At 71.1% G+C, this 20752-nt stretch carries 21 protein-coding genes and 1 riboswitch; of the genes, 7 read left to right on the forward strand and 14 right to left on the reverse strand.

Annotated features, from left to right (window positions below; all coding sequences use genetic code 11):
• Window positions 1-21: 21 nt before the first annotated feature.
• Genes AB0G04_RS15955 through dxs form a run of 4 tightly spaced genes read right to left on the reverse strand, consistent with a single transcriptional unit; the run spans window position 22 to window position 6058 of the window.
• A complete protein-coding gene (locus AB0G04_RS15955) occupies window positions 22-1344 on the reverse strand; it encodes a PQQ-binding-like beta-propeller repeat protein (protein ID WP_360982582.1) in 1323 nt (440 codons plus the stop codon).
• Between the two features lie 58 nt (window positions 1345-1402).
• Complete coding sequence (locus AB0G04_RS15960; RefSeq protein ID WP_360982584.1) at window positions 1403-2758, reverse strand: PQQ-binding-like beta-propeller repeat protein; 1356 nt, start codon at window positions 2756-2758, stop codon at window positions 1403-1405.
• Between the two features lie 16 nt (window positions 2759-2774).
• Complete coding sequence (locus tag AB0G04_RS15965) at window positions 2775-4091, reverse strand: PQQ-binding-like beta-propeller repeat protein (RefSeq protein WP_360982586.1); 1317 nt, start codon at window positions 4089-4091, stop codon at window positions 2775-2777.
• 41 nt (window positions 4092-4132) lie between these two features.
• Window positions 4133-6058 carry a 1-deoxy-D-xylulose-5-phosphate synthase gene (gene dxs / locus AB0G04_RS15970; RefSeq protein ID WP_360982588.1) on the reverse strand — a complete coding sequence of 642 codons (1926 nt, stop codon included), beginning with the start codon at window positions 6056-6058 and terminating at the stop codon, window positions 4133-4135.
• A 164-nt stretch (window positions 6059-6222) separates the two neighbouring features.
• Window positions 6223-6305: riboswitch (ZMP/ZTP riboswitch) on the forward strand.
• 14 nt (window positions 6306-6319) lie between these two features.
• Here dxs and AB0G04_RS15975 point away from each other — a divergent pair.
• Window positions 6320-7180, forward strand: coding sequence for a bifunctional 5,10-methylenetetrahydrofolate dehydrogenase/5,10-methenyltetrahydrofolate cyclohydrolase (locus AB0G04_RS15975; protein ID WP_360982589.1), 861 nt, complete (start codon window positions 6320-6322; stop codon window positions 7178-7180).
• 76 nt (window positions 7181-7256) lie between these two features.
• On the opposite strand, the gene AB0G04_RS15980 is transcribed toward AB0G04_RS15975, so the two are convergent.
• Window positions 7257-8594: a TRAM domain-containing protein gene (locus tag AB0G04_RS15980; protein WP_360982591.1), complete on the reverse strand. Its 1338-nt coding sequence runs from the start codon at window positions 8592-8594 to the stop codon at window positions 7257-7259.
• The gene (locus AB0G04_RS15985; RefSeq protein ID WP_360982593.1) at window positions 8591-10612 is read right to left on the reverse strand and encodes an APC family permease; all 2022 of its coding nucleotides are present in this window, start codon (window positions 10610-10612) and stop codon (window positions 8591-8593) included. The genes AB0G04_RS15980 and AB0G04_RS15985 overlap by 4 nt, the downstream gene beginning before the upstream one ends.
• A gap of 113 nt (window positions 10613-10725) precedes the next feature.
• Here AB0G04_RS15985 and AB0G04_RS15990 point away from each other — a divergent pair, with 113 nt between their 5' ends.
• Together AB0G04_RS15990 and AB0G04_RS15995 are read left to right on the forward strand one after the other, a co-directional pair.
• Window positions 10726-11391 (forward strand): TrkA family potassium uptake protein, encoded by a 666-nt coding sequence (locus AB0G04_RS15990; RefSeq protein WP_360982595.1) that lies wholly within the window; start codon window positions 10726-10728, stop codon window positions 11389-11391.
• Window positions 11388-12074 (forward strand): TrkA family potassium uptake protein, encoded by a 687-nt coding sequence (locus AB0G04_RS15995; RefSeq protein ID WP_360982822.1) that lies wholly within the window; start codon window positions 11388-11390, stop codon window positions 12072-12074. The genes AB0G04_RS15990 and AB0G04_RS15995 overlap by 4 nt, the downstream gene beginning before the upstream one ends.
• Here the strand turns inward: AB0G04_RS15995 and AB0G04_RS16000 are convergent.
• From AB0G04_RS16000 to dut, 4 genes are all read right to left on the reverse strand, one after another.
• On the reverse strand, window positions 12042-12977 hold the full coding sequence (locus tag AB0G04_RS16000; protein WP_360982597.1) for a DUF3159 domain-containing protein: 936 nt from the start codon (window positions 12975-12977) through the stop codon (window positions 12042-12044). The genes AB0G04_RS15995 and AB0G04_RS16000 overlap by 33 nt on opposite strands.
• The gene (locus tag AB0G04_RS16005) at window positions 12974-13351 is read right to left on the reverse strand and encodes an OB-fold nucleic acid binding domain-containing protein (RefSeq protein ID WP_360982599.1); all 378 of its coding nucleotides are present in this window, start codon (window positions 13349-13351) and stop codon (window positions 12974-12976) included. The genes AB0G04_RS16000 and AB0G04_RS16005 overlap by 4 nt, the downstream gene beginning before the upstream one ends.
• 88 nt (window positions 13352-13439) lie before the next feature.
• Window positions 13440-14111: a DUF3710 domain-containing protein gene (locus AB0G04_RS16010; protein WP_360982601.1), complete on the reverse strand. Its 672-nt coding sequence runs from the start codon at window positions 14109-14111 to the stop codon at window positions 13440-13442.
• A gap of 27 nt (window positions 14112-14138) precedes the next feature.
• Window positions 14139-14591, reverse strand: coding sequence for a dUTP diphosphatase (gene dut / locus AB0G04_RS16015; RefSeq protein WP_360982603.1), 453 nt, complete (start codon window positions 14589-14591; stop codon window positions 14139-14141).
• A gap of 92 nt (window positions 14592-14683) precedes the next feature.
• Here dut and AB0G04_RS16020 point away from each other — a divergent pair, with 92 nt between their 5' ends.
• The gene (locus AB0G04_RS16020) at window positions 14684-15181 is read left to right on the forward strand and encodes a DUF3093 domain-containing protein (RefSeq protein ID WP_360982605.1); all 498 of its coding nucleotides are present in this window, start codon (window positions 14684-14686) and stop codon (window positions 15179-15181) included.
• Here the strand turns inward: AB0G04_RS16020 and AB0G04_RS16025 are convergent.
• Window positions 15147-15956, reverse strand: a complete 810-nt coding sequence (locus tag AB0G04_RS16025; protein ID WP_360982607.1) for a hypothetical protein — start codon at window positions 15954-15956, stop codon at window positions 15147-15149. The two genes, AB0G04_RS16020 and AB0G04_RS16025, sit on opposite strands and share 35 nt — an antisense overlap.
• A gap of 145 nt (window positions 15957-16101) precedes the next feature.
• On the reverse strand, window positions 16102-16398 hold the full coding sequence (locus AB0G04_RS16030) for a DUF4193 domain-containing protein (protein WP_111651499.1): 297 nt from the start codon (window positions 16396-16398) through the stop codon (window positions 16102-16104).
• Window positions 16399-16744: 346 nt separating this feature from the next.
• On the opposite strand from AB0G04_RS16030, the gene AB0G04_RS16035 reads away from it, so the two are divergent.
• Complete coding sequence (locus AB0G04_RS16035; RefSeq protein WP_360982609.1) at window positions 16745-17299, forward strand: LytR C-terminal domain-containing protein; 555 nt, start codon at window positions 16745-16747, stop codon at window positions 17297-17299.
• 20 nt (window positions 17300-17319) lie between these two features.
• On the opposite strand, the gene AB0G04_RS16040 is transcribed toward AB0G04_RS16035, so the two are convergent.
• Window positions 17320-18141: an inositol monophosphatase family protein gene (locus tag AB0G04_RS16040; protein ID WP_360982611.1), complete on the reverse strand. Its 822-nt coding sequence runs from the start codon at window positions 18139-18141 to the stop codon at window positions 17320-17322.
• A 255-nt stretch (window positions 18142-18396) separates the two neighbouring features.
• Between AB0G04_RS16040 and AB0G04_RS16045 the strand changes: the two genes are divergently transcribed.
• Both AB0G04_RS16045 and AB0G04_RS16050 read left to right on the forward strand, forming a co-directional pair.
• Complete coding sequence (locus AB0G04_RS16045) at window positions 18397-19947, forward strand: RNA polymerase sigma factor (RefSeq protein ID WP_360982613.1); 1551 nt, start codon at window positions 18397-18399, stop codon at window positions 19945-19947.
• A gap of 245 nt (window positions 19948-20192) precedes the next feature.
• Window positions 20193-20435, forward strand: a complete 243-nt coding sequence (locus AB0G04_RS16050) for a hypothetical protein (protein ID WP_360982824.1) — start codon at window positions 20193-20195, stop codon at window positions 20433-20435.
• A gap of 79 nt (window positions 20436-20514) precedes the next feature.
• On the opposite strand, the gene AB0G04_RS16055 is transcribed toward AB0G04_RS16050, so the two are convergent.
• Window positions 20515-20745 (reverse strand): helix-turn-helix transcriptional regulator, encoded by a 231-nt coding sequence (locus AB0G04_RS16055; RefSeq protein WP_360982615.1) that lies wholly within the window; start codon window positions 20743-20745, stop codon window positions 20515-20517.
• Window positions 20746-20752: the final 7 nt, after the last annotated feature.

Consider the following 20752-nt stretch of genomic DNA (forward strand, 5'->3'; position numbering starts at 1 on the left):
CCGACCGGGAACCAGGTGTCGTCAGAGCCGCCAGACCGCTACCGACGAATCGAGCCGGCGGCAGACCAGGACGGTCGTGCCGAACTGGCATCCGCCGGCGATCCGCTCCGCCCGGCCGAGCAGGCGGACCCTCCCGTCGGTCAGGTCGAGGACCCCGTAGCGGAGGTGATAGCCGGGCTGAGCGACGTGGTGGACCCACGCGGTGCCGGGTGCCGGTCCGGAACCGCCGCTCACCCAGCCGGTGATCCGGGTGACGACCCGGCCCGTCACCGGGTCGAGCAGGGCCAGCACGGGTTCGGCCTGGCTCGCGCTCGCGACGAGCACGTGCCCGTCGATCACCTCGCTGGAGTCGTAGCCGTCGACGTGCCACAGCCGCCGCCCGTCGGCCGGGTCCACCGCGGAGAAGCCGCCACCGCCGTACGAGGCGATGCAGATCGTCGGCCGGCAGTCGTGCGGGTAGCCCTCCTCCGGCACCACCGGCCCGGGACGCCGCCACCGCTCGGCGAGGGTCACCTGGTCGTAGGCGACCGTCTCGGTGGTGCCCTGCCCGACCATCAGCAGACCCCCGATCGCCCAGAGTTCCGTGTCGTCGCGCGGCGGACCCGTCAGCCGGGCGGATGTGATCACCGCGCCGGTGCTGGTGCTCCGTGCCTCGATCAGGCCGTCGCCGCGCATCGTGTAGATCCGTTCCGGGAATCCCGACCAGAAGGTCTCGACCGGCATCGCGACCTGACCGCGCTCGGGCTGCTCGACCGACCACCGGACCGCGCCGGTCCGCGGGTCGAGCCCGTGCCAGACGGAACGGCCGGGCCGGCCCTCCACCGCGTCCTCATGCCCCTCGTGGACCAGCAGCACGCCGCGGTCCGGGGCCACGCCGTAGAGCGACACCGGGCGGTCCCAGACCGGCGCATCGCCGGGGCGCATCACGGCCGTGCCCGGCGCGCCGGTCTGTACGTCGCTGTAGCTGATCAGCAGCAGGCCGTCGCCGAGGTCGCTGAGCAGGTGAATATCGCCGGGCACCGTCACCCGGTACGTGTTGAGCAGGATCAGGCCGGGCAGTTCGTAGACCCGGACGAGATGATCACGGACCACCCTGCCGAGCGGATCGGCCGGCCCGATCACGTACAGCCGATCGTTGTCGATCCGGATCCCGTCGTTCAGGGTCAGCGGCAGGACCACCGGCTCGGGCGGTGGTTGCGGCCACGGGCCACCGCCACCGAGCAGAACGGCCAGGACGAGGGTCAGAGGACCGAGAATCCATCGGTACGGGAACGGCGCCCGCGGCGATGCCGGCTCCGGCTCACCGGACGGCACCTCACCGAGGTCGATCAGGACATCCCGCACGCCGGCTCCCGGATGCAGCAACGGACGCCTCCTCGTGAGGCCTGTTCACCCGCGACGTTCAGATCCGGTAGGCCCAGACGCGCAGTCCCCGGACATCCCGACAGACTACGTAGCGATCATCGCCTCCGCAGTCCCCGCCGCTGCCGCCGGCGGTCCCGAGGAGCCGCACCTCCGGCTGCCCGGGCAGCACCGCCCCGAAGACCCGGTCACCGTTCCCGTCGTCACGCCGTAGCAGCAGGACCCGGGACGCGAAACCCTCCACCTCCCCGCTCCAGCCGGACAGCGGCACCACCGGCCGTCCGGTCGCGGGATCCGCCAGCGCGGCCGGTGTACCCGACGACGGCTCGCTCATCACCACCCAGCCGGATCGCATCGCCAGCTCCGCCTCGGACGGCGCGGACCAGGCCGTCCGACCGGTACGCCGGTCCAGGACGCGTACCTCGCCGCGTGCCCCGGTGCAGAGCAGCCCGGCACAGTCGACCGAGTCGTGTCCGGGGTGCAGGTCCCGGGTCCAGAGCCGCTCCAGGGTCCGGGTGTCGTAGGCGGCCTGCCGCCCGGCCTCCGGATAGCCGATCAGGACCACGTCGTCCAGCACGTCACTGGTGCCGGGCCCGGAACCGTTCTCCTCCGGCAGGCCGGTCTCGCGCAGCACCGCACCGGTCCGGGCGTCCCGCAGGCTCAGCCGGTCCGACGCGGTGATCAGGACGGCCGGGCGGTCGTCGCCGCCGACCGCCTCGGCGGTCACCGATCCGCCCGGAGCGGCGCTCCACAGGACCGCGCCGGTCGCCAGGTCCAGCCCGCGCACCTCGGTACGGATCGGCGGCTCGACGTGCGGCTGCCCGTCGGCCGAGAAGTACAGCATCCCCGGGTCCCCGGACTCCTGGTCGTAGAGCGTGCCGGGCCGGAAGATCCGTTCGGTGACGACCGCCGTGCCACCGTCCACCGGGGTGATCCGGGCCGGGGTGGTCCATCGGATCCGGCCGGTCGCCGGGTCCAGGACTGTGCTGGAGAGGCCGGCACCGAGCAGCAGCAGATCACCGATCCGCTCGACGCGGACCACGCCGAAGACGCCGTTCACCGGGTCGAACGAGGCGCTGATCGGCACCTCGGCGTCCCACAGCCGATGCGGTGACGGCTGCGGCTCCCACGCGGTCAGGGTCCGGTTGCGGCCGGTCGAGACGACCGTGAACACCCGGCCGCCGGCCAGCTGGATGCTCGCCTCGGTGCCGGCCTCGGCCGGGATCAGTCCGAGCTCCCGCCAGAACGTGCCGCCGGCCGGCGCGGCCCCGGCGAGCGTGAACAGCAGCACGACGGCCAGGGCCAGACCGAGGTGGCGGTAGCGCCACGGGGGCGGCGGGCGGCGCTCGGCGGACCGGTCGGGCGGGGCGTCCAGATCCAGCTCGATCAGCGCCACGCCACATCCTTCCCGATCACGCCGTCTCGCTCCGGTAGGACCAGACGACCAGTTCGCCGTACATCGACCGGCAGATGAGCCGGGCCGGCGCGGCCTGGCACTCACCGGTGCCGGTGGGTAGTTCGCCGAGCAGGCGTGGCCGGGACAGGCGGGGCGACGCGACGGCGACCATGGTACGCCGGTCGGGGCCGGTATCCCTGGTGACCAGCACCTCCCCGCCGCTGGTGACACCACCGAGCGGCTGCCAGCCGGCCAGGTCGACGAGCACCCGGCCGGACTCCGGATCGGTCAACGCGGTCGGCGCCTGTGGCCCGTCCGCGTAGGCGATCAGTCCGCCGCCGATCACCTCCACCGACCGCCAGCCCGGCCGCTGCCAGCGCGGATCACCGGTCGCCGGATCGATGGCCCGTACGCCGTCCAGCCCGATCAGGCAGGCGAGCGGGCCGCACGGCTGGATCTCGCGGGCGCTGCCGGCCGGGCGGGTCCACAGCGGCCGCAGGGTGACCGGGTCGTACGCCGACACCTCGATCCCGGACGGGCCGGGATGCCGCAACAGCACCGCTCCACCCACCAGCAGCGGGTTCTCCGTGTCGTAGTTGGCCGCGGGCACTTTGCGCTCGGCCAGGACCGCGCCGGTCCGCCCGTCGTACAGCAGGGCGGTGAGGTCGTCGCGGACCATCAGCATCCGCGCCGGAGCGCCGGCCGGGCCGGGCACGCTGAGCAGCACCGCCGTCGACGGCACCTCGACTCGCCAGCGGAGCAGACCGGCGTCCGGGTCCAGGGCCTCGACGCTGCGTTCCACCCGGCGCCCGGTGCCGGAGGACTGGCTGCGCACGCCCTCGACCGAGAACATCAGGCCGGTGCCGTCGAAGCTCACCACGCTGCGCTGGTTGTGCCACCGTTCGGCACCGGTGCGCAGGGAGACCGCGGTGGTGCCCGGCTCGATGCTGCCGGCACCCCACGGGCGCAGCAGGAGCAGCCCGTCACCGGCTCGGAGCCGGTAGGTGGGGATCTGCTGAACGACCCGCCACTGCCGCTCGCCGGTGCGCAGGTCGTAGGCGGACAACCGACCGGCTGACTGGACCACCAGCTGGTCCGTCCCGGTCACCAGGTAGGGGTCACCGGAACCGATCTCGACCCGCAGCATCTCGGCCAGCAGTGGAGGAGGCGGTGGCGCCGAGGCGAGGGTGCTGAAGAGCAGCAGGACGACGACCACGGCCGGGCCGAACCAGGGCGGTGCCCAGTTCCGGCCCGGCCGGTCGTAAGCCAGCGGCTCACCCCGGCTCGTGCCCAGGTCGATGACGACTGGACCCGCCACGGTGTCCGCTCTCATCCGACAACGCTAACGTTGCCGTAACGATTCTGCCCAGGATCTCAGACCCGGATGTCAGGCTCCGCGAGACGCGACACCCACGCCATCGTCTCCCGCGCCACATCCTGCGGCGTGAGACCCAGCGAGGCCAGGATCTCGGCGCGGGTGCCGTGCGGGTGGAAGCCCACCGGCACGCCGAAGTCGCGCAGCGGCGTGGACACCCCGGCGTCCCGCAGCGCGCTGGCCACCGCGTCACCGACGCCGCCGGCCCGGACGCCGTCCTCAAGCGTCACCACGGCCCGGTGCTGGGCGGCCAGGCCGGTCAGCTCGATCGGCACGGGGCGGACCCAGCGCGGGTCGACGACCGTCACGCCGTACCCCTGCTCGGTGATCCGCTCGGCCACCTCGAGCGCCAGGCCGACGAAGGATCCGACCGCCACGATGAGAAGGTCCTGCCGCCCCGCACCGCCGTCGGAGGGCTCGCGGAGCACGTCGATTTGACCCACCCGGCGGATCGCCGGGGTGTCGGGCGCGACCGCGCCGGTCGGGAACCGCACGATGGTCGGCCCGTCCTCGACCGCGACCGCCTCGCGCAGTTCCTCACGCAGCGTCGCGGCATCGCGCGGGGCGGCGATCCGCAGCCCCGGCACCACGCCGAAGACGCTCATGTCCCACATGCCGTAGTGGCTCGGCCCGTCCGGCCCGGTGATGCCGGCCCGGTCCAGCACGAAGGTGACCGGCAGCTCGTGCATCGCCACATCGAGCAGCACCTGGTCGAACGCCCGGTTCAGGAAGGTGGCGTAGACCGCCACCACCGGGTGCAGGCCACCCATCGCGAGACCGGCCGCGCTGGTCGCCGCGTGCTGCTCGGCGATACCCACGTCGTACGTCCGCTCCGGGTACTTCTCGGCCAGCGCGGCGATGCCGGTCGGCTCGGCCATCGCGGCGGTGATGCCGACGATGTCCGGCCGCTCGTCGGCGATCCGGACCAGCTCGTCGGAGAACACCTTGGTCCACTTCAGCGACGGCTTGGCGGTCAGCGCGCCGGTCTGCGGGTCGAACGCGCCCGGACCGTGCAGACAGTCCGCCTCGTCCTGCTCGGCGGGGCGGTAGCCGTAGCCCTTGCGGGTCACCGCGTGCACGATGACCGGCGCGTTGAAGCCCTTGGCCCGCCGCAGCGCCGACTCCATGGCCTGCAGGTCGTGGCCGTCCACCGGACCGATGTACTTCAGGCCGAGGTCCTCGAACATCGGCTGCGGGCTGACCGCGTCCTTGATGCCCTTCTTGACCGCGTGCAGCACCTCGAAGACCGGCTTGCCCACCACCGGTGTCTGGCCCAGCGCGTCCTTGACCAGGTCGAGCACCTTCTCGTAACCCGGGTTGAGGCGCAGCGTGGACAGGTGGTCGGCCAGGCCACCGATGGTCGGCGCGTAGGAGCGGCCGTTGTCGTTGACCACGATGACCAGGCGGTTGCGGGTCGCCGCGATGTTGTTGAGGGCCTCCCAGCACATGCCGCCGGTCAGCGCGCCGTCGCCGACGACCGCGACCACGTGCCGGTCCTCGCCGCGCAGGGTGAACGCCTTGGCCAGACCGTCCGCGTAGGACAGGGCGGTGGAGGCGTGCGAGTTCTCGATCAGGTCGTGCTCGCTCTCCGCCCGGCTCGGGTAGCCGGTGAGGCCGCCACGCTGGCGGAGCAGGTCGAAACCGTCCTGCCGGCCGGTCACGATCTTGTGCACGTAAGCCTGATGACCGGTGTCGAAGAGGATCTTGTCGCGTGGGGAGTCGAAGACCCGGTGCAGCGCGAGGGTGGTCTCGACCACACCCAGGTTCGGCCCGAGGTGTCCCCCGGTCCGCGACACCTTGGCGACGAGGAAGTCACGGATCTCGGCCGCGAGCAGGATCAGCTGCTCGGCGGTCAGTCGCTTCAGATCACCGGGGGCGGTGATGCTGTTCAGCAGACCGGCCGGGGTCGAGGGGGAGTCGCTCATGAGGTGAGAGTCTATCCGTGCGGCGCTTCATGGCGACTGAGCGAACGGACCGTCACCAATCCTCCACACAATTGGAACCTCGTCCTCCGCCTGCCTGGACCTCCGCCGACCGGTGCGAATCATGCCCCCGGCTGGGCACGCGAGGAGCCCTTCCGGCATCCTGGAAGGCACACAGCGACTGGCGGCACGGGGATGGTCGAACCATCGGGGAGCTCGTCACGAGGAGTCGACCGCCTGGGCTCCCCGCGCGAGGAGTCGCACATGTCAACCGCACGTCTTCTTCCCGGCGCCCCGGTCGCCGAGTCCGTCCTCAATGACGTCCGCGAGCGTGTCGCACGTCTCAAGGCACGTGGCGTCCAGCCCAGTCTCGCCACCATCCTGGTCGGCGACGACGACGCCAGCGCCGGCTACATCCGCATCAAGCAGAAGCAGGCCGCCGAGCTCGGCTTCGAGTCACCGCACGAGCACCTGAGCGGCGACGTGACCCAGGCCGACCTGCTCAAGGTGATCGCCGGCTACAACGACGACAAGAACGTGCACGGCGTTCTCATCCAGTACCCGATCCCCGGCCACCTCGACTACGACGCCGCGCTGCAGACCCTCGACCCCGACAAGGACGTCGACGGCATGCACCCGCTGAACATGGGCCGCCTCGCCGTCGGCCTGCCCGGCCCGCTGCCCTGCACCCCCGCCGGGATCGAGGCGCTGCTCGCCTTCCACGGCGTCGAGGTGTCCGGCCGTGAGGTCGTCATCCTCGGCCGGGGCGCGACCCTCGGCCGCCCGCTGGCGATGCTGCTGGCGCAGAAGCGGCCCACCGCCAACGCCGCCGTCACCGTGGTGCACACCGGCGTGAAGGACTGGCCGCGTTACGCCAAGCGTGCCGACATCCTGATCGCCGCGGTCGGCGTGCCCGGCATCGTCAAGCCCGAGCACGTCCGGCCCGGCTCGGTGGTGATCGGCGCCGGCGTCCGCTACGAGGGCCGCCGCCTGCTGCCGGACGTCGAGGAGTCCTGCGCCGAGGTGGCCGGAGCCATCACCCCCCGCGTCGGCGGTGTGGGCCCCACCACGGTCGCGATGCTGTTCCGCAACGCGGTGGCCGCCGCCGAGCGGGCCAACCCCTGACCGGGACCGCTGGTGCGGGGATCCGGATCCCCGCACCGGCGGTCCGCCGGCACGGGGGTCCGGGTGGGGTCTCCGCTCAGCCGGCCGGCACCACCAGTGCCACGCACTCCACGTGCTGAGTCATCGGGAAACAGTCGAAGGCCCGCAGACGCTCGACCCGCCAGCCCTCCGACCGGAACGTCTTCAGGTCGCGGGCCAGGGCCGCCGGGTCACATGCCACGTAGGCGACCGCCCGGGGCCGGGCCGCCGCGATCGCCCGGACCACCCGGGCACCGGCACCGGCCCGCGGCGGGTCCAGCACCACCAGGTCGACCGGGCCGGTCACGCGCCGCCGGGACAGCGCCGCCTCGACGCGCGCCTCCACCACGTCCACGTGCGGCAGGCCGCTCAGGTTCGTACGGGCCGCGGCGACCCCGGCCGGAGACGATTCGACGACCGTCACCCGCGCGCCGGTCCGATCGGCGACCGCGGCCGCGAACAGCCCGGCGCCACCGTAGAGATCCCAGGCGGTCTCTCCCCCGGCGGGACGCAGCATGTCCACGACGGCGGCCACCAGAGTGTCCGCCGCGACCGGGTGGACCTGCCAGAAGCCCTGCGGCGGGATCCGCCACGCATGCCCGGCGGCCAGCTCGATCACTTCGGCCGGTCCGGAGAGGCGGACCAGCGGACCGCCCTCCTGGGCCTCGGTGAGATCGTCGGAAGCCGGTGAGCCGGCCGTGCCGGACGGCCGCCCGAGGACGGCCACATCTCCGCCGGTGGAGGCGACCGCCTGCAACGCGTCGATGTTGGGCCAGTCGTTGGCGAGCACGTCCAGGTCCTGGATCGCGGGGTGGGCGATCCGGCAGCGGTCGATCGGCACGACCTGGTTCGATCGGTGCTGCAGCAGCCCGGGCCGGCCGGCGGCGTCGATCGCGTACCTGACCCGGCTGCGCCACCCGAGCAGCCGTGCCGCGTCGTCGCCGGTCTCGGCGGGCAGGCCGGGACGTTCCGGCGGCGGCGGGAGGGCTTCCACCCGTACGAAGATCTGCTCCTGCTCCTGGAGGGTGAGGCCGGCCAGACGGGTGAGCTGCTCCCGGACCACCTCGGTCTTCCACCGCAGCTGGGCATCGCCGGAGGCGTGCTGAAGATCGCAGCCGCCGCAGGCGCCGGGCCGCGCGTACGGGCACGGCGGGGTGACCCGGTCCGGACTCGCCTCGTGGATCTCCACGGCGTCGCCCCGCAGGTAACCGCGGTGCAGTTCGGTGATCTCGACGGTGACCCGCTCGCCGGGCAGCGCGTGCCGGACGAAGACGACCCGGCCGTGCGGACCGCCGATCCGGGCGACGCAGTGCCCGCCGTGCGCGGGAGCGCCGACGACCACCTCGACGCGGTCGCCCTCGATCAGGTCCTCGGTGATCTCGGCGTGAGCGGTCATGGCTGGTCACCGTCCTCTTGGGTGGGCTGGGCACGCGGCCCACGGGCGGGGGCACGGCTCAGCACCCGGTCGAGACGATCGAGGTCACGGTCCTGACTGGACCGCAGCTGCCAGGGGACACTGACGACCATGACGCCGGGCTCGAAGAGCAGCCGGCCCTTGATCCGCAGGGCGCTCTGGTTGTGCAGGAGGTTCTCCCACCAGCGGCCCACCACGTACTCCGGGACGAAGACGGTGACCACGTCGCGCGGCGAGGCACGCCGGGTGTTCTTCACGAACTCGATGATCGGGCGGGTGATCTCCCGGTACGGCGAGTCGACCACCGTGAGCGGCACCGGCAGCTGCCGCCGCTCCCATTCGGCCTGGATGGACCGGGTGTCGTTGTCGTCGACGTTCACGGTGACCGCGGTGAGCGTGTCCGGCCGGGTCGCCTGCGCGTAGGCCAGTGCCCGCAGCGTCGGCTGGTGCACCTTGCTGACCAGCACGATCGCGTGGTTGCGGGACGGCAGGACGGGCCGCTCGTCGGTGGGTTTGAGTTCCTCGGCGACCCGGGTGTAATGGCGGTGGATGGCCACCATCAGCCCGTAGATGACGATCATGGCAGCGATCGCGATCCACGCGCCGAGCAGGAACTTGGTGACCAGCACGACGATCAGCACGGCGCCGGTGAGAAGCATGCCGAACGTGTTGATCGCCCGCGACCGGATCATCTGCCGCCGCCGGGCCGGGTCACGCTGGGTACGCAGCAGCCGGTTCCAGTGCAGGATCATGCCCGCCTGGGAGAGCGTGAACGACACGAACACGCCCACGATGTAGAGCTGGATGAGCCGGGTGACCTCGGCCTCGAAGGCCACGATGAGCACCATGGCGGCGACCGCGAGGAAGACGATGCCGTTGCTGAACGCCAGCCGGTCACCGCGGGTGTGCAGCTGGCGGGGCAGATAGCGGTCCTGGGCCAGGATCGAGCCGAGTACCGGGAAACCGTTGAACGCGGTGTTCGCGGCCAGGAACAGGATCAGCGCGGTGACCGCGCCGACCAGGTACAGCAGGACCGACCCGCTGCCGAAGACGGTCTCGGCGAGCTGCGTGGTGACCGTCTTCTGGACGTACCCCTCGGACGCCGCGTTCGGGACGATCTGCAGCATCGGGTTCTCGACGAACTTCAGGTGGGTGGCCTGGGCCAGCAGGATGATGCCGTAGAGCATGACGATCGAGATGCCTCCGAGCAGCAGCAGTGTGGTCGCCGCGTTCTTGCTCTTCGGCTTCTTGAACGCGGGCACCCCGTTGGAGATCGCCTCGACACCGGTCAGCGCCGCGCAGCCGGACGAGAACGTCCGCAACAGCAGGAACGCGAAGCCGGCCTGGGTGAACTCGTCCTCGGCGACGATCGTCAGGGCGGCGCTGGGCGCCCGCAGATCGTCGCCGAGCACGAACACCCGGAACAGACCCGTCAGGATCATCCCGACGATCACGACGATGAAGAGATAGGTGGGTACGGCGAAAGCCGCTCCCGACTCCCGCAGGCCGCGCAGGTTGAGCGCGCTGAGCACGACGATCGCGATGATGGCGATGATGACCTTGTGGGTGGCCACCCACGGGATGACCGAGCCCAGGTTGCTCACCCCGGACGAGATCGACACCGCCACCGTCAGGATGTAGTCGACCAGAAGCGCGCTTGCCACCCCGAGCCCGGCCCTGGAACCGAGGTTGACCGTGGCCACCTCGTAGTCACCGCCGCCGGACGGGTACGCGTGCACGTTCTGCCGATAGCTGGCGACCACCGTCACCATGACCACCGCGACCGCGAGCGTCACCCAGGGCGAATAGAGGTAGGCGCCGGCGCCGGCGATCGAGAGGGTCAGCAGGATCTCGTCGGGCGCGTACGCCACGCTGGAGAGCGCGTCGCTCGCGAAGACCGGCAGGGCGATCCGCTTCGGCAGCAGCGTGTGTTGCAGCTTGTCCGAGCGGAAGGGCCTGCCGAGCAGCAGCCGTTTGGCCAGGGAGGTGGTTCTTGCCACGAGTGCCAAGCGTACGGGCGTACCAGCGGACGCGTGCCCCGCCCCGGACACCACCGGTGTGCAGGGCATGGCAGGCTCACACTGAACCGTACAGATTCGGGAGGGCACGAACCGTGCACGTGGTCATCATGGGATGCGGCCGGCTCGGTTCGACGCTGGCGCAGAAGCTCGACGCCCAGGGACATCAGGTCGCGGTGATCGATCGGGACGCCGATGCGTTCCGGCGGCTCGGCGACAACTTCGGCGGTGTCACGGTGACCGGCGTGGGCTTCGACCGGGGCGTGCTGCAAGCCGCCGGCGTCGAGCGGGCCGACGCCTTCGCCGCGGTCTCCAGCGGGGACAACTCCAACATCATCTCGGCCCGGCTGGCCCGCGAGACGTTCGGCGTCTCCCGTGTGGTGGCCCGGATCTACGACTCCCGGCGCGCGCAGGTCTATGAGCGGCTCGGCATCCCGACCATCGCCACGATCCGCTGGGCCGCCGACCGGATGTACCGGTTCCTGGTGCCCGAGGACCGGGTCGAGGTGTTCCGCGACCCGACCAGTGTGGTCAGCATCGTGGAGACGCCGCTGCACCGCGACTGGATCGGGCAGACCGTCAGCTCGCTCGAGGAGCGGACCGGTGCGCGGGTCGCCTACCTGGCCCGGTTCGGCATGGGCACCCTGGCCCAGCCCTCCATCGTGCTGCAGGACGGCGACCAGGTCTACATGCTGGTCACCGACGAGACCGTCGAGCAGGTCCTGGACATCGCCCAGGGCGCCGACAAGGAAGGCAACTGACCGTGCGCATCGCCATCGCCGGAGCCGGCAACGTGGGCCGGTCAATCGCCCAGGAACTGATCGGTAACGGGCACGAGGTCATGCTGATCGAACGGCACCCGCGGCAGCTCTGCCCCGAGCGGGTGCCGGAGGCCCGCTGGGTGCTCGCCGACGCCTGCGAGCTGAGCAGCCTCGAGGAGTCCGACCTGGCCGGCTGCGACGTCGTGGTGGCCGCCACCGGCGACGACAAGGCCAACCTGGTGGTGTCGCTGCTGGCCAAGACCGAGTTCGCGGTGCCGCGGGTGGTGGCGCGGGTGAACCGCGCCGAGAACGAGTGGCTCTTCACCGAGCAGTGGGGCGTCGACGTCGCGGTGAGCAAGCCTCGCCTGATGGCCGCCCTGGTCGAGGAGGCCGTGACGGTCGGCGACCTGGTCCGGCTGATGACTTTCCGGCAGGGCGAGGCGAACCTGGTCGAGATCACCCTGCCGAAGAACGCGCCGTACGAGGGCAAGCCGGTCCGCTCGGTGCCGATGCCGCGTGACTCCGCCCTGGTGGCGATCCTGCGCGGCAAGCGGGTCCTGGTGCCCACGCCCGACGACCCGCTGGAGTCCGGCGACGAGCTGATCTTCGTGTGCACCGCGGAGGTCGAGGATCAGGTCCGGGCCGTGGTGCTAGGCGACAGCGGTCTCCCGCCGCTGGGCTGACGTCACCCGGTGGATGGCCCACACCGTGAAAGCGAACGTGCCGGCGTAGATCGGCCAGCTCACCAGGATCCGCACGATGCCGATCGCATTCGCCTCGCCCATCAGCCACAGGACGGCCTGGATGCCGGCGCGCACGCTCAGCGAGACCGCCCACAGCACGGTGAGCCACTGGAAGGTGCGGAACAGCCGGGCGTTGCCGAACCAGTCCTGTTTGCCCTTGTTCGCCATGATGCCCCACGCGTACCCGATCAACGGCTTGCGGAACGCCACCGAGATCAGCAGGCCGGCCGCCTGGACGAAGGTCAGGATGATGCCGGGGGCGTAGAAGTTCTTGGCGTCGCCGGTCTTCCACGCGAGATAGGCGCCGATCGCGATGCCGAGCAGCCCGTTCACGGCATGGCGTACGGGTTGCCGGCGAGCCAGCCGGATACCACCGATGGCCAGCGCCGAGCCGACCGAGCCGATGATCGCCCAGAGCAGCGCGTCGCGTTTCTCCAAGCCCAGGACCGCGTCGCCGAGCAGCACGTTGAGCAGCACGAACGCAAGCACCGGAATGCTCGACTCGACCAGGCCGCGGACGCCGCCCAGCTGCTCGGAGATCTGCTCGCTCATCGACGGGAGGGGCTCCTCCTCGTCGTCGGCCCGCCCCTTCGACACCGGGTTCGCACCCGGGTTCCCCAGCGCGTTCGCCGCCGGGCCCGCCTTGGGGGTCACCACCGGGTTCACCGCCGGGTCCACCCCCGGATTCACCAGCGCGCTCGCCGCCGGGTCGGTCACCGGGTGGAGGTCGTGCTCCGCGATGATCTCCTCGGCGATCTTCTCCTCGGCCGAGTCGAACATCTCGGAGAGGCGCTCCTCGACCGACTCGTCCGCGGCATGGCGCGGCTCGCTTCCGGACGTCACCGGGGCGCCTCCAGCTCGTAGTAGGGGTTGTAGATCACCTTGCGATCGTCCCGGATCGCGATCCGGCCTCGCGCGGTGAGCTGACGCCCCGGTTCGATGCCGGCGATGGACCGGCGCCCCAGGAAGACCAGCGTGACCACGTCACTGCCGTCGTAGAGGCCGGCCTCCAGCGTAGGCAGGTTGGTCCGAGGAGTGTACGCCACCGTGCGCAGCCGCCCCGACACCGAAACGACCTGCCCTCGCCGGCAGTCACCGGCCGGGACGGCGCCGCACTTGGCGCTGTCCCGCTGCAACTCCTCGGCGTCCAGCTCGGAGTCGGTCGCCGTCAGCCGGTTGAGGAACCGGCGGAAAGCGGTGCGCTCTTCGGTCGTCATGACTTCGCCGTCACCCTTCATCGACGCGACGCAGTGTGCGCGTGTCTCCGATGACCACGCTACGCCCGAGGAGCACCGGTGATCTAGCTCACTCCTGCGGGCTTCCGTTCGCCGCCTGCTGCGCCGCCTGTCCCTGCTCGGCCATCTCCCGCGGCAGGCGCATCGGCAGCGGCTCGCGCACCGGGCGAGGCTCGTTGTCCCGAACCACCACCAGGCCGGAGAGCACGTCGCCGAGCACACCCTCGCGGGACGGGTCCGAGGCGGCCGCGCCCTGGTACAGGGCCCGGACCATCCAGCGGGGGCCGTCCACGCCGACGAAGCGGACGTCGGCCGGGCCCTCCGGGGTGTTCACCCGGGCCAGCAGCTCCACGCCGTACCGGCCCTCGACCTCACGCGCGCTCACGCCGTCGGCGGCCATCGCCCCGGCGATCTCGGCCCGCACCTCGCCCCAGATGCCCTCGGTCTTCGGCGCGGCGAAGACACCGAGCTGCAGGGCGCTCTCGCCGTCGACCAGGACGATCTGCTCGACGCCGCCGTCCGGATTCGCCTGCACCCGTACCTCGACGCCCTCGATCGCCGGGATCCGCAGGCTGCCGAGGTCAAGCAGCTGCACCCCGCGCGGGGCCTGCTTGACGTCCCACGGGCCGAACTCGGGCGCCGGCGGCAAGCCGTCGGAGGCCAGGCTGTCGGCGAGCGCCTTGGAGGGCGGCGCGTCCGCCGCACGGACGTGCTTCGCTTCACCGCGCTTACGGGAGAACATCACTGCCAGCCTTTCCGTTCTTCAAGTTCAGAGGGCCTGGTGGCCGCCGGTGGAACCGTGCCCGCCCGCGCCGCGCGCGGTGTCGTCGAGGGCGTCCACGGCGTGGAACGCCGCCCGCTCGACACGCTGGATCACGAGCTGGGCGATCCGGTCGCCCCGCGAGATCTTGACGGTGTTCTCCCGGTCGTGATTGATCAGGTTCACCAGGATCTCGCCGCGGTACCCGGCGTCGACCGTACCGGGCGCGTTGAGGACCGTCACCCCCAGTCGCGCCGCCAACCCGGAGCGCGGGTGGACCAGGCCCACGAAGCCCTCCGGGAGAGCGATCGCCACGCCGGTACGGATCTTGACGCGCGCGCCCGGGGCGATCTCCGTCTCCTCGGCCGCGACCAGGTCAGCGCCGGCGTCACCCGGATGGGCGTACGCCGGAAGAGGCAGATCCGGGTCGATCCGGAGGACCTGGACGATCACATCGGTCACGGCGGGTGTTCCTTCACTGGGGTCACTGCGGGCGGCACCTACCCTGCCATCCTGCCGCGCCCGGCCACGGAGGCGCGCCGTACCCTTCGAGGGTGACCCCCGAGTCCCCGGCCCGCACCGTGGCGGCCCATCAGGAACGGCTGAGCCTCCCGTGGTGGGCGTGGCCGGCCGCGCTCCTGGCCGGCGGCATCCTGGCCACCGAACTCATGCTGGGCCTGCCCGAGCTGCCGATCTGGCTGCCGTACGCCGTGCTGATGCCGCTGAGCGTGCTGGCGCTGGTCCCGCTGGGCCGGTGGCGGGTCGAGGTCACCGCCGACGAGTTCCGGGCCGACGACGCCCGCCTGCCGGTGGAGTTCGTCTCGGGTGTGGTCGCGCTCGACGCAGCGGGCAAGCGGGAGGCGCTCGGGGTCGGCTCGCACCCGCTGGCGTTCGTGGTGCAGCGGGCCTGGATCGGCACGGCCGTGCAGGTGCTGCTCGACGACCCGGACGACCCGACGCCGTTCTGGGTGGTGAGCACGCGGCGCCCGGTGGAACTGGCGACCGCCCTGCTGGAGGTCAGTCGCCGAGCGCGGGCCGAACGGGCGTCGTGACGGCCTGTTTGCGCAGGTCAGCGTGCACGCTGTCGCCGACCTGCCGGGTGGCCCGCCGGTTGAGGTAACTGGCGACCGCCGCACCGGTCAGCATCGGGCCCAGCGAGGTCAGATTGCGCCCGAACCGCTTCATCAGTGATTTCTGCAGTTCCTTGCGGGCTGTGGTGCCGAGCACGGTGGCGACTCCGACGCCGGGCACGAGCGGGTTGACGCCGCGGCGGCCGGACCACGCCTCGACCAGTTTGATCGCCCGCTCAGCCATGGTGCCGGTGATCGGGCGTCCGTATACCTCGTGCAGCTCACCGATGAGCTTGATCTCGATCGCGACCACCGCGACCGTCTCGGTGGCAAGCAGCACGGGCGCGGAGAGCAGAGTCGGGGCGGCGACCCACTCGACCGCGGCGACGCCGCCTCCGGCCGCCCCCACCCCGGCCGTCGCCCGCGCGGCGTTGCGGATCAGGCGCTCCGCCAGTTCGGCGTCGTCCAGGTCCGGGAAGTGCCGGCGCAACGTCTCCCGATCACGGACGGGCACGTGCGGCGCCACATCGGCGACCAGGTCGGTGATCCAGCGCAGCGCCGCCCCGGGCCGGAACAACCGGCCCACGCCACGGGCCCGTATCCCGCCCGCCAGCCGGCCGAGGATCCGGCGGCGGCCGCCGGGTTCGAGATCGTCCGCGGTGAGCGCCGCGACGGTGCGGCCCACCTCCTCCGCGTTCGCGGCGGTGGCGGGCACGATCTCGGTCCCGGACTCGGGCGCGCGATCCGGCTGGTCCATCGTCGTCCTTCCCATGGTCGTCACCGGATAGATGCCCGGTCCCGGCCCTGGGTCAAACCCCCCTTGTCGAACTCCCCCGTGAACGCCGTACGCCCGACCGCGGGTTCCGCGATCGGGTGATGAGGCGCGCTGCGCGCGAGTGCGCTCAGACGCACTCGCGGCAGATCAGCTCCCCGTTGCGCTCCGTCGCCAACTGGCTCCGGTGGTGCACGAGGAAACAGCGGGAACAGCGGAACTCGTCGGTCTGCATCGGCAGCACCTTGACGGTGAGCTCCTCGTCGGCAAGGTCGGCGCCGGGCAGCTCGAAGCTCTCCGCCACCTCGACCTCGTCGACGTCCACTGCGCCCGACTGCGAGTCGGCGCGGCGGGCCTTGAGCTCCTCAAGGCTGTCCTCGCCGAGGTCGACCTCATCGCGACGCGGGGCGTCGTAGTCGGTGGCCATCGGTCTTCACTCTCCTGTATCGATGTGTCACTTGGCGTTTGTAACGCCATTGGCAGTGTTTCGGTTCCCGGTTCCGCCGGCCGATTTCTGACACCCGTTTCGGACCTCAGAAACTGCCCCGGTGGGCGCGGAACACTACCGCTGTCGCGGCAGGCTTGTACGCACTCCGGCGGCACATTGTTCCCGATGTGACCGAGGCGACATCAAAGTAGGGGCACCAGGCTCTGGATCATTGTCAACGCGCCGGAAGCATTCCCTGTTTCCGCGCCCTTGGCGGACAGACGTTAACCTCTCGACAGGTCCGGGCACCTCACCCGGGTCCGTCCCCCGATCCTGGAGCCGAACCATGAGCTTTGCCCGCGTCCGAGCGCTGGTCGTGGTAGGTGTGCTCGCCGTGGCCGCCGTGGTCTTCGTCGTCGTGACCCTCTTCCGGGACACCCAGCGCGGCAGTGTGAACGGCAGCGACTGCCCGGCCGGTGCCCCGCTCGCCGACATCCGGCTCCCGAACGACCCCGCCCAGGTGAAGATCAAGGTCTACAACGGGACCAACAAGTCCGACGTCGCCGAGCAGGTGAGCAACGAGTTCGCCAACCGCCGGTTCGTGGTCGAGAAGCCGGGCAAGACCAAGACCCGGGTCGACGGCGTCGCCGAGATCCGGTACGGCCCGGACACCGTCGGCAAGGCGCAGCTCCTGCGGGCGTACTTCCTGGCCAGGTCGACGATGGTCTACAACGCGAAGCGCAAGGGCGACGTCGTCGACATCATCATCGGCAACCAGTTCCAGCAGCTCGCCACGACCACCGAGGTGAACCAGTCGCTGGGCGCCGAGGGTGAGCCCACCCTGCCGCCGGGCGCCTGTCTCAAGCCGGTCACCGAGACCACCGAGCCCGAGACGGAATGATCCGCACGCGGCCGCCGGGTTCACGGCCCGCCGGCCGCGTCCAGCTCGACCAGCGCCTCGTGCAGGGGCGGGAAGAGCGCTGGTGGGGCCGCTACGAGCATCCGGCCGCCGGCCGGTTCCCCGGACAGCCCCGCGACGATCAGGCCCGCCTCCGTGGCGATCAGGCCGCCCGCGGCGTGGTCCCAGAGGTTCAGTCCCTTCTCGTAGTACGCGTCCAGCGAGCCCTCCGCGGTCAGGCAGAGGTCCAGAGCCGCCGCGCCGAACCTGCGGATGTCACGCACCCGGGTGATCAGTGCGGCGAAAACCTGGCCCTGATGGGCCCTCCGCCGCGGGTCGTAACCGAACCCGGTGCCGACCAGCGACTGGTCGAGCGTGGTCCGCACGGAACCGGTGAGCCGCCGCCCAGCGCGCCAGGCGCCGCCGCCCAGGGTCGCCGTCCACTCGTCACCGGTGGCCGCGTTGATCACCACTCCGGCCACCACCTCGCCGTCGCGTTCGGCAGCCAGCGAGACCGCGTACTGCGGCAGGCCGTAGAGGTAGTTCACGGTCCCGTCGATCGGGTCGAGGATCCACCGGACCGCGCCGGGCTCCACCTCGGCCGAGTCGCCGTACTCCTCGCCGAGAACGCCGTCAGCGGGTCTCTCCGCCTTCAGAGCCTCGACCACCTGCCGCTCGACGGCCGTGTCCGCCGCCGTCACCACGTCGGTGTCGGTGCTCTTGGTCCGGACGTCGCCGATCGCCTCGTCCCGCATCCTGCGGGCCGTGACGGCCGCCTCCCGCGCCACCCGCAACGCCACGGACAGCAGCTCGTCAGGTGTCGATACCACCGGAATCTCGCTCACGTTTGGGTCCTTTCCGCCGATAGCATTCTCGCGTCAGGCGTCTCTGACGAGGTCGTCGGGCCCCGGCGGCGTGCTGTGGGCGGAGGATCTCGGTAAGCGGCGCTACAATTCACCCCTGCCCACCGCTTCACGGACACGCCACCGGGACGGTCCGCGAGCCGGGGGCCCCCACAAACCGACTCCGGCGACACTCGCCCCCGCGGGCTGCGCTGGACCATGGCCGTGCCCAACCTCATCGCCTCCGGAAGGTCATTCGTGACAGAAGCCCACCAGAACGGTGCCGACGTTCGCTCTCTCACCGAGGCCTTGATCACCCATGCCCAGGGTGCGGGCGGGCAACTCACATCGGCCCAGGTCGCGCACACGCTCGAGTCCGCCGCGGTCAACCCGGCGCAGGCCAAGAAGATCCTGCGCGCCCTGGTTGACGCCGGCATCACCGTCGTTGTCGACGGCTCCGCCAGTACCCGCCGGCCGAAGGTCGCCGCGGCCCGGTCCACCACGCCGGCGTCCCGGGCGACCACCGCCAAGACCGCGCCCGCCAAGAAGGCCGCGCCCGCACCGAAGCAGGCCGCACCGGCCGTCGGCGGCGACGCCGCGCCCGGAGCGGCCAAGAAGGCCGCACCGGTCCGCAAGGCCGCTGTGGCCAAGGCCGCCGCGCCGGCCAAGAAGGCCGTTCCCGGTAAGCCCGGCGAGGAGGGCCCCGGCGAGGAGATCGATCCCGAGGAGCTCGCCGCCGCGGTCGAGGACGTGGTGATCGAGGAGCCGGTCGCCATGGTCGTGGCCGCCGCCACCGACGCCGCCAGCTCGGCCACCGACGGCGACTTCGAGTGGGACGACGAGGAGTCCGAGGCACTCAAGCAGGCCCGCCGTGACGCGGAGCTGACCGCCTCGGCCGACTCGGTCCGCGCCTACCTCAAGCAGATCGGCAAGGTTCCGCTGCTCAACGCGGAGCAGGAGGTCGAGCTCGCCAAGCGGATCGAGGCCGGCCTGTACGCCGCCGAGCGGCTGCGCGCCGCGGACGAGGGCGAGGAGGCGCTCGAGCGCAACTTCGAGCGCGACCTCAAGTGGATCAACCGGGACGGTGAGCGGGCGAAGAATCACCTGCTCGAGGCGAACCTCCGGCTCGTGGTCTCGCTTGCCAAGCGCTACACCGGTCGCGGTATGGCGTTCCTGGACCTGATCCAGGAGGGCAACCTCGGCCTGATCCGCGCGGTCGAGAAGTTCGACTACACCAAGGGCTACAAGTTCTCCACGTACGCCACCTGGTGGATCCGGCAGGCCATCACCCGCGCCATGGCCGACCAGGCCCGCACCATCCGCATCCCGGTGCACATGGTCGAGGTCATCAACAAGCTCGGCCGCATCCAGCGCGAGCTGCTCCAGGACCTGGGCCGTGAGCCCACCCCGGAGGAGCTGGCCAAGGAGATGGACATCACGCCCGAAAAGGTGCTGGAGATCCAGCAGTACGCTCGGGAGCCCATCTCGCTCGACCAGACCATCGGCGACGAGGGCGACAGCCAGCTCGGTGACTTCATCGAGGACTCCGAAGCGGTCGTCGCGGTCGACGCGGTCTCGTTCTCGCTGCTGCAGGACCAGCTCCAGCAGGTGCTGCAGACGCTCTCCGAGCGTGAGGCGGGTGTGGTCCGGCTGCGGTTCGGCCTGACCGACGGCCAGCCGCGGACCCTGGACGAGATCGGCCAGGTCTACGGGGTGACCCGGGAGCGGATCCGGCAGATCGAGTCCAAGACGATGTCGAAACTTCGGCACCCGTCGCGGTCCCAAGTCCTGCGTGACTACCTCGACTAGGACCTTTGGTCAACATTGAGTGTCGGTTTGGTCACCACCCGTACATCAACGGGTGGTGATCGGACCGTTGTGCAGAAGTGATCGTTGACGTGGCACCCTTGGATCACGGCACACTAGCCAGACCAGCGTGTGACTTCGGTCCCCCCGGGGCACTCTGGGAAGGCTGCAACGGTGCAGGGTGTTGCACGATGTGTGAGCAGTAGCCGAGGAACATGTTCATCGGTGACGAACAGAGGAGGAAGGCGATGACCCCGACCCTCACGCCGCCGGCCGGAAACGTGGCCGGCCCCGCAGCCGATGAACGGTGCGACCGCTGCAATGCAGCCGGGAAGCTCCGTTTGACCCTGGCGGGTGGCAGTGAACTGGTTTTCTGTGGCCACCACGCCAACCGGTACGCCAAAGACCTGGTGAAGATCGCGGTGCAGTACAAGGCCGATCCCGAGTTCACCTGGCGCGGCGCGGACATGATGTCGAACTCCAGCAACTAGCAGCAGCGGTCCCCCGAACGACAAGACGTGACGGCAAGAGAGGGCACTCCCACCGGGAGCGCCCTCTCTGACTTTCATCTCAGCCCCAGAGATCCTCGACCGTGGTGCCCAGGGCCCGCGCCACTTTCACGGCGAGGTACACCGAGGGGGCGTAGTCGCCGGTCTCCATGGCGATTATCGTCTGCCGGCTCACCTTCACCTCGACCGCGAGGGTCTGCTGGGTGAACTTGGCGACCTTCCGTGCCGCCCGGATCCGCTCGCCCGCGGCGTCGTCGGTGTCCGTTGCCCGTACCGGGCCCGCCGGCGCCATCACGCCT

Origin of the sequence: Actinoplanes sp. NPDC023801, assembly GCF_040639655.1 — a bacterium.
Lineage (GTDB): Bacteria > Actinomycetota > Actinomycetes > Mycobacteriales > Micromonosporaceae > Actinoplanes.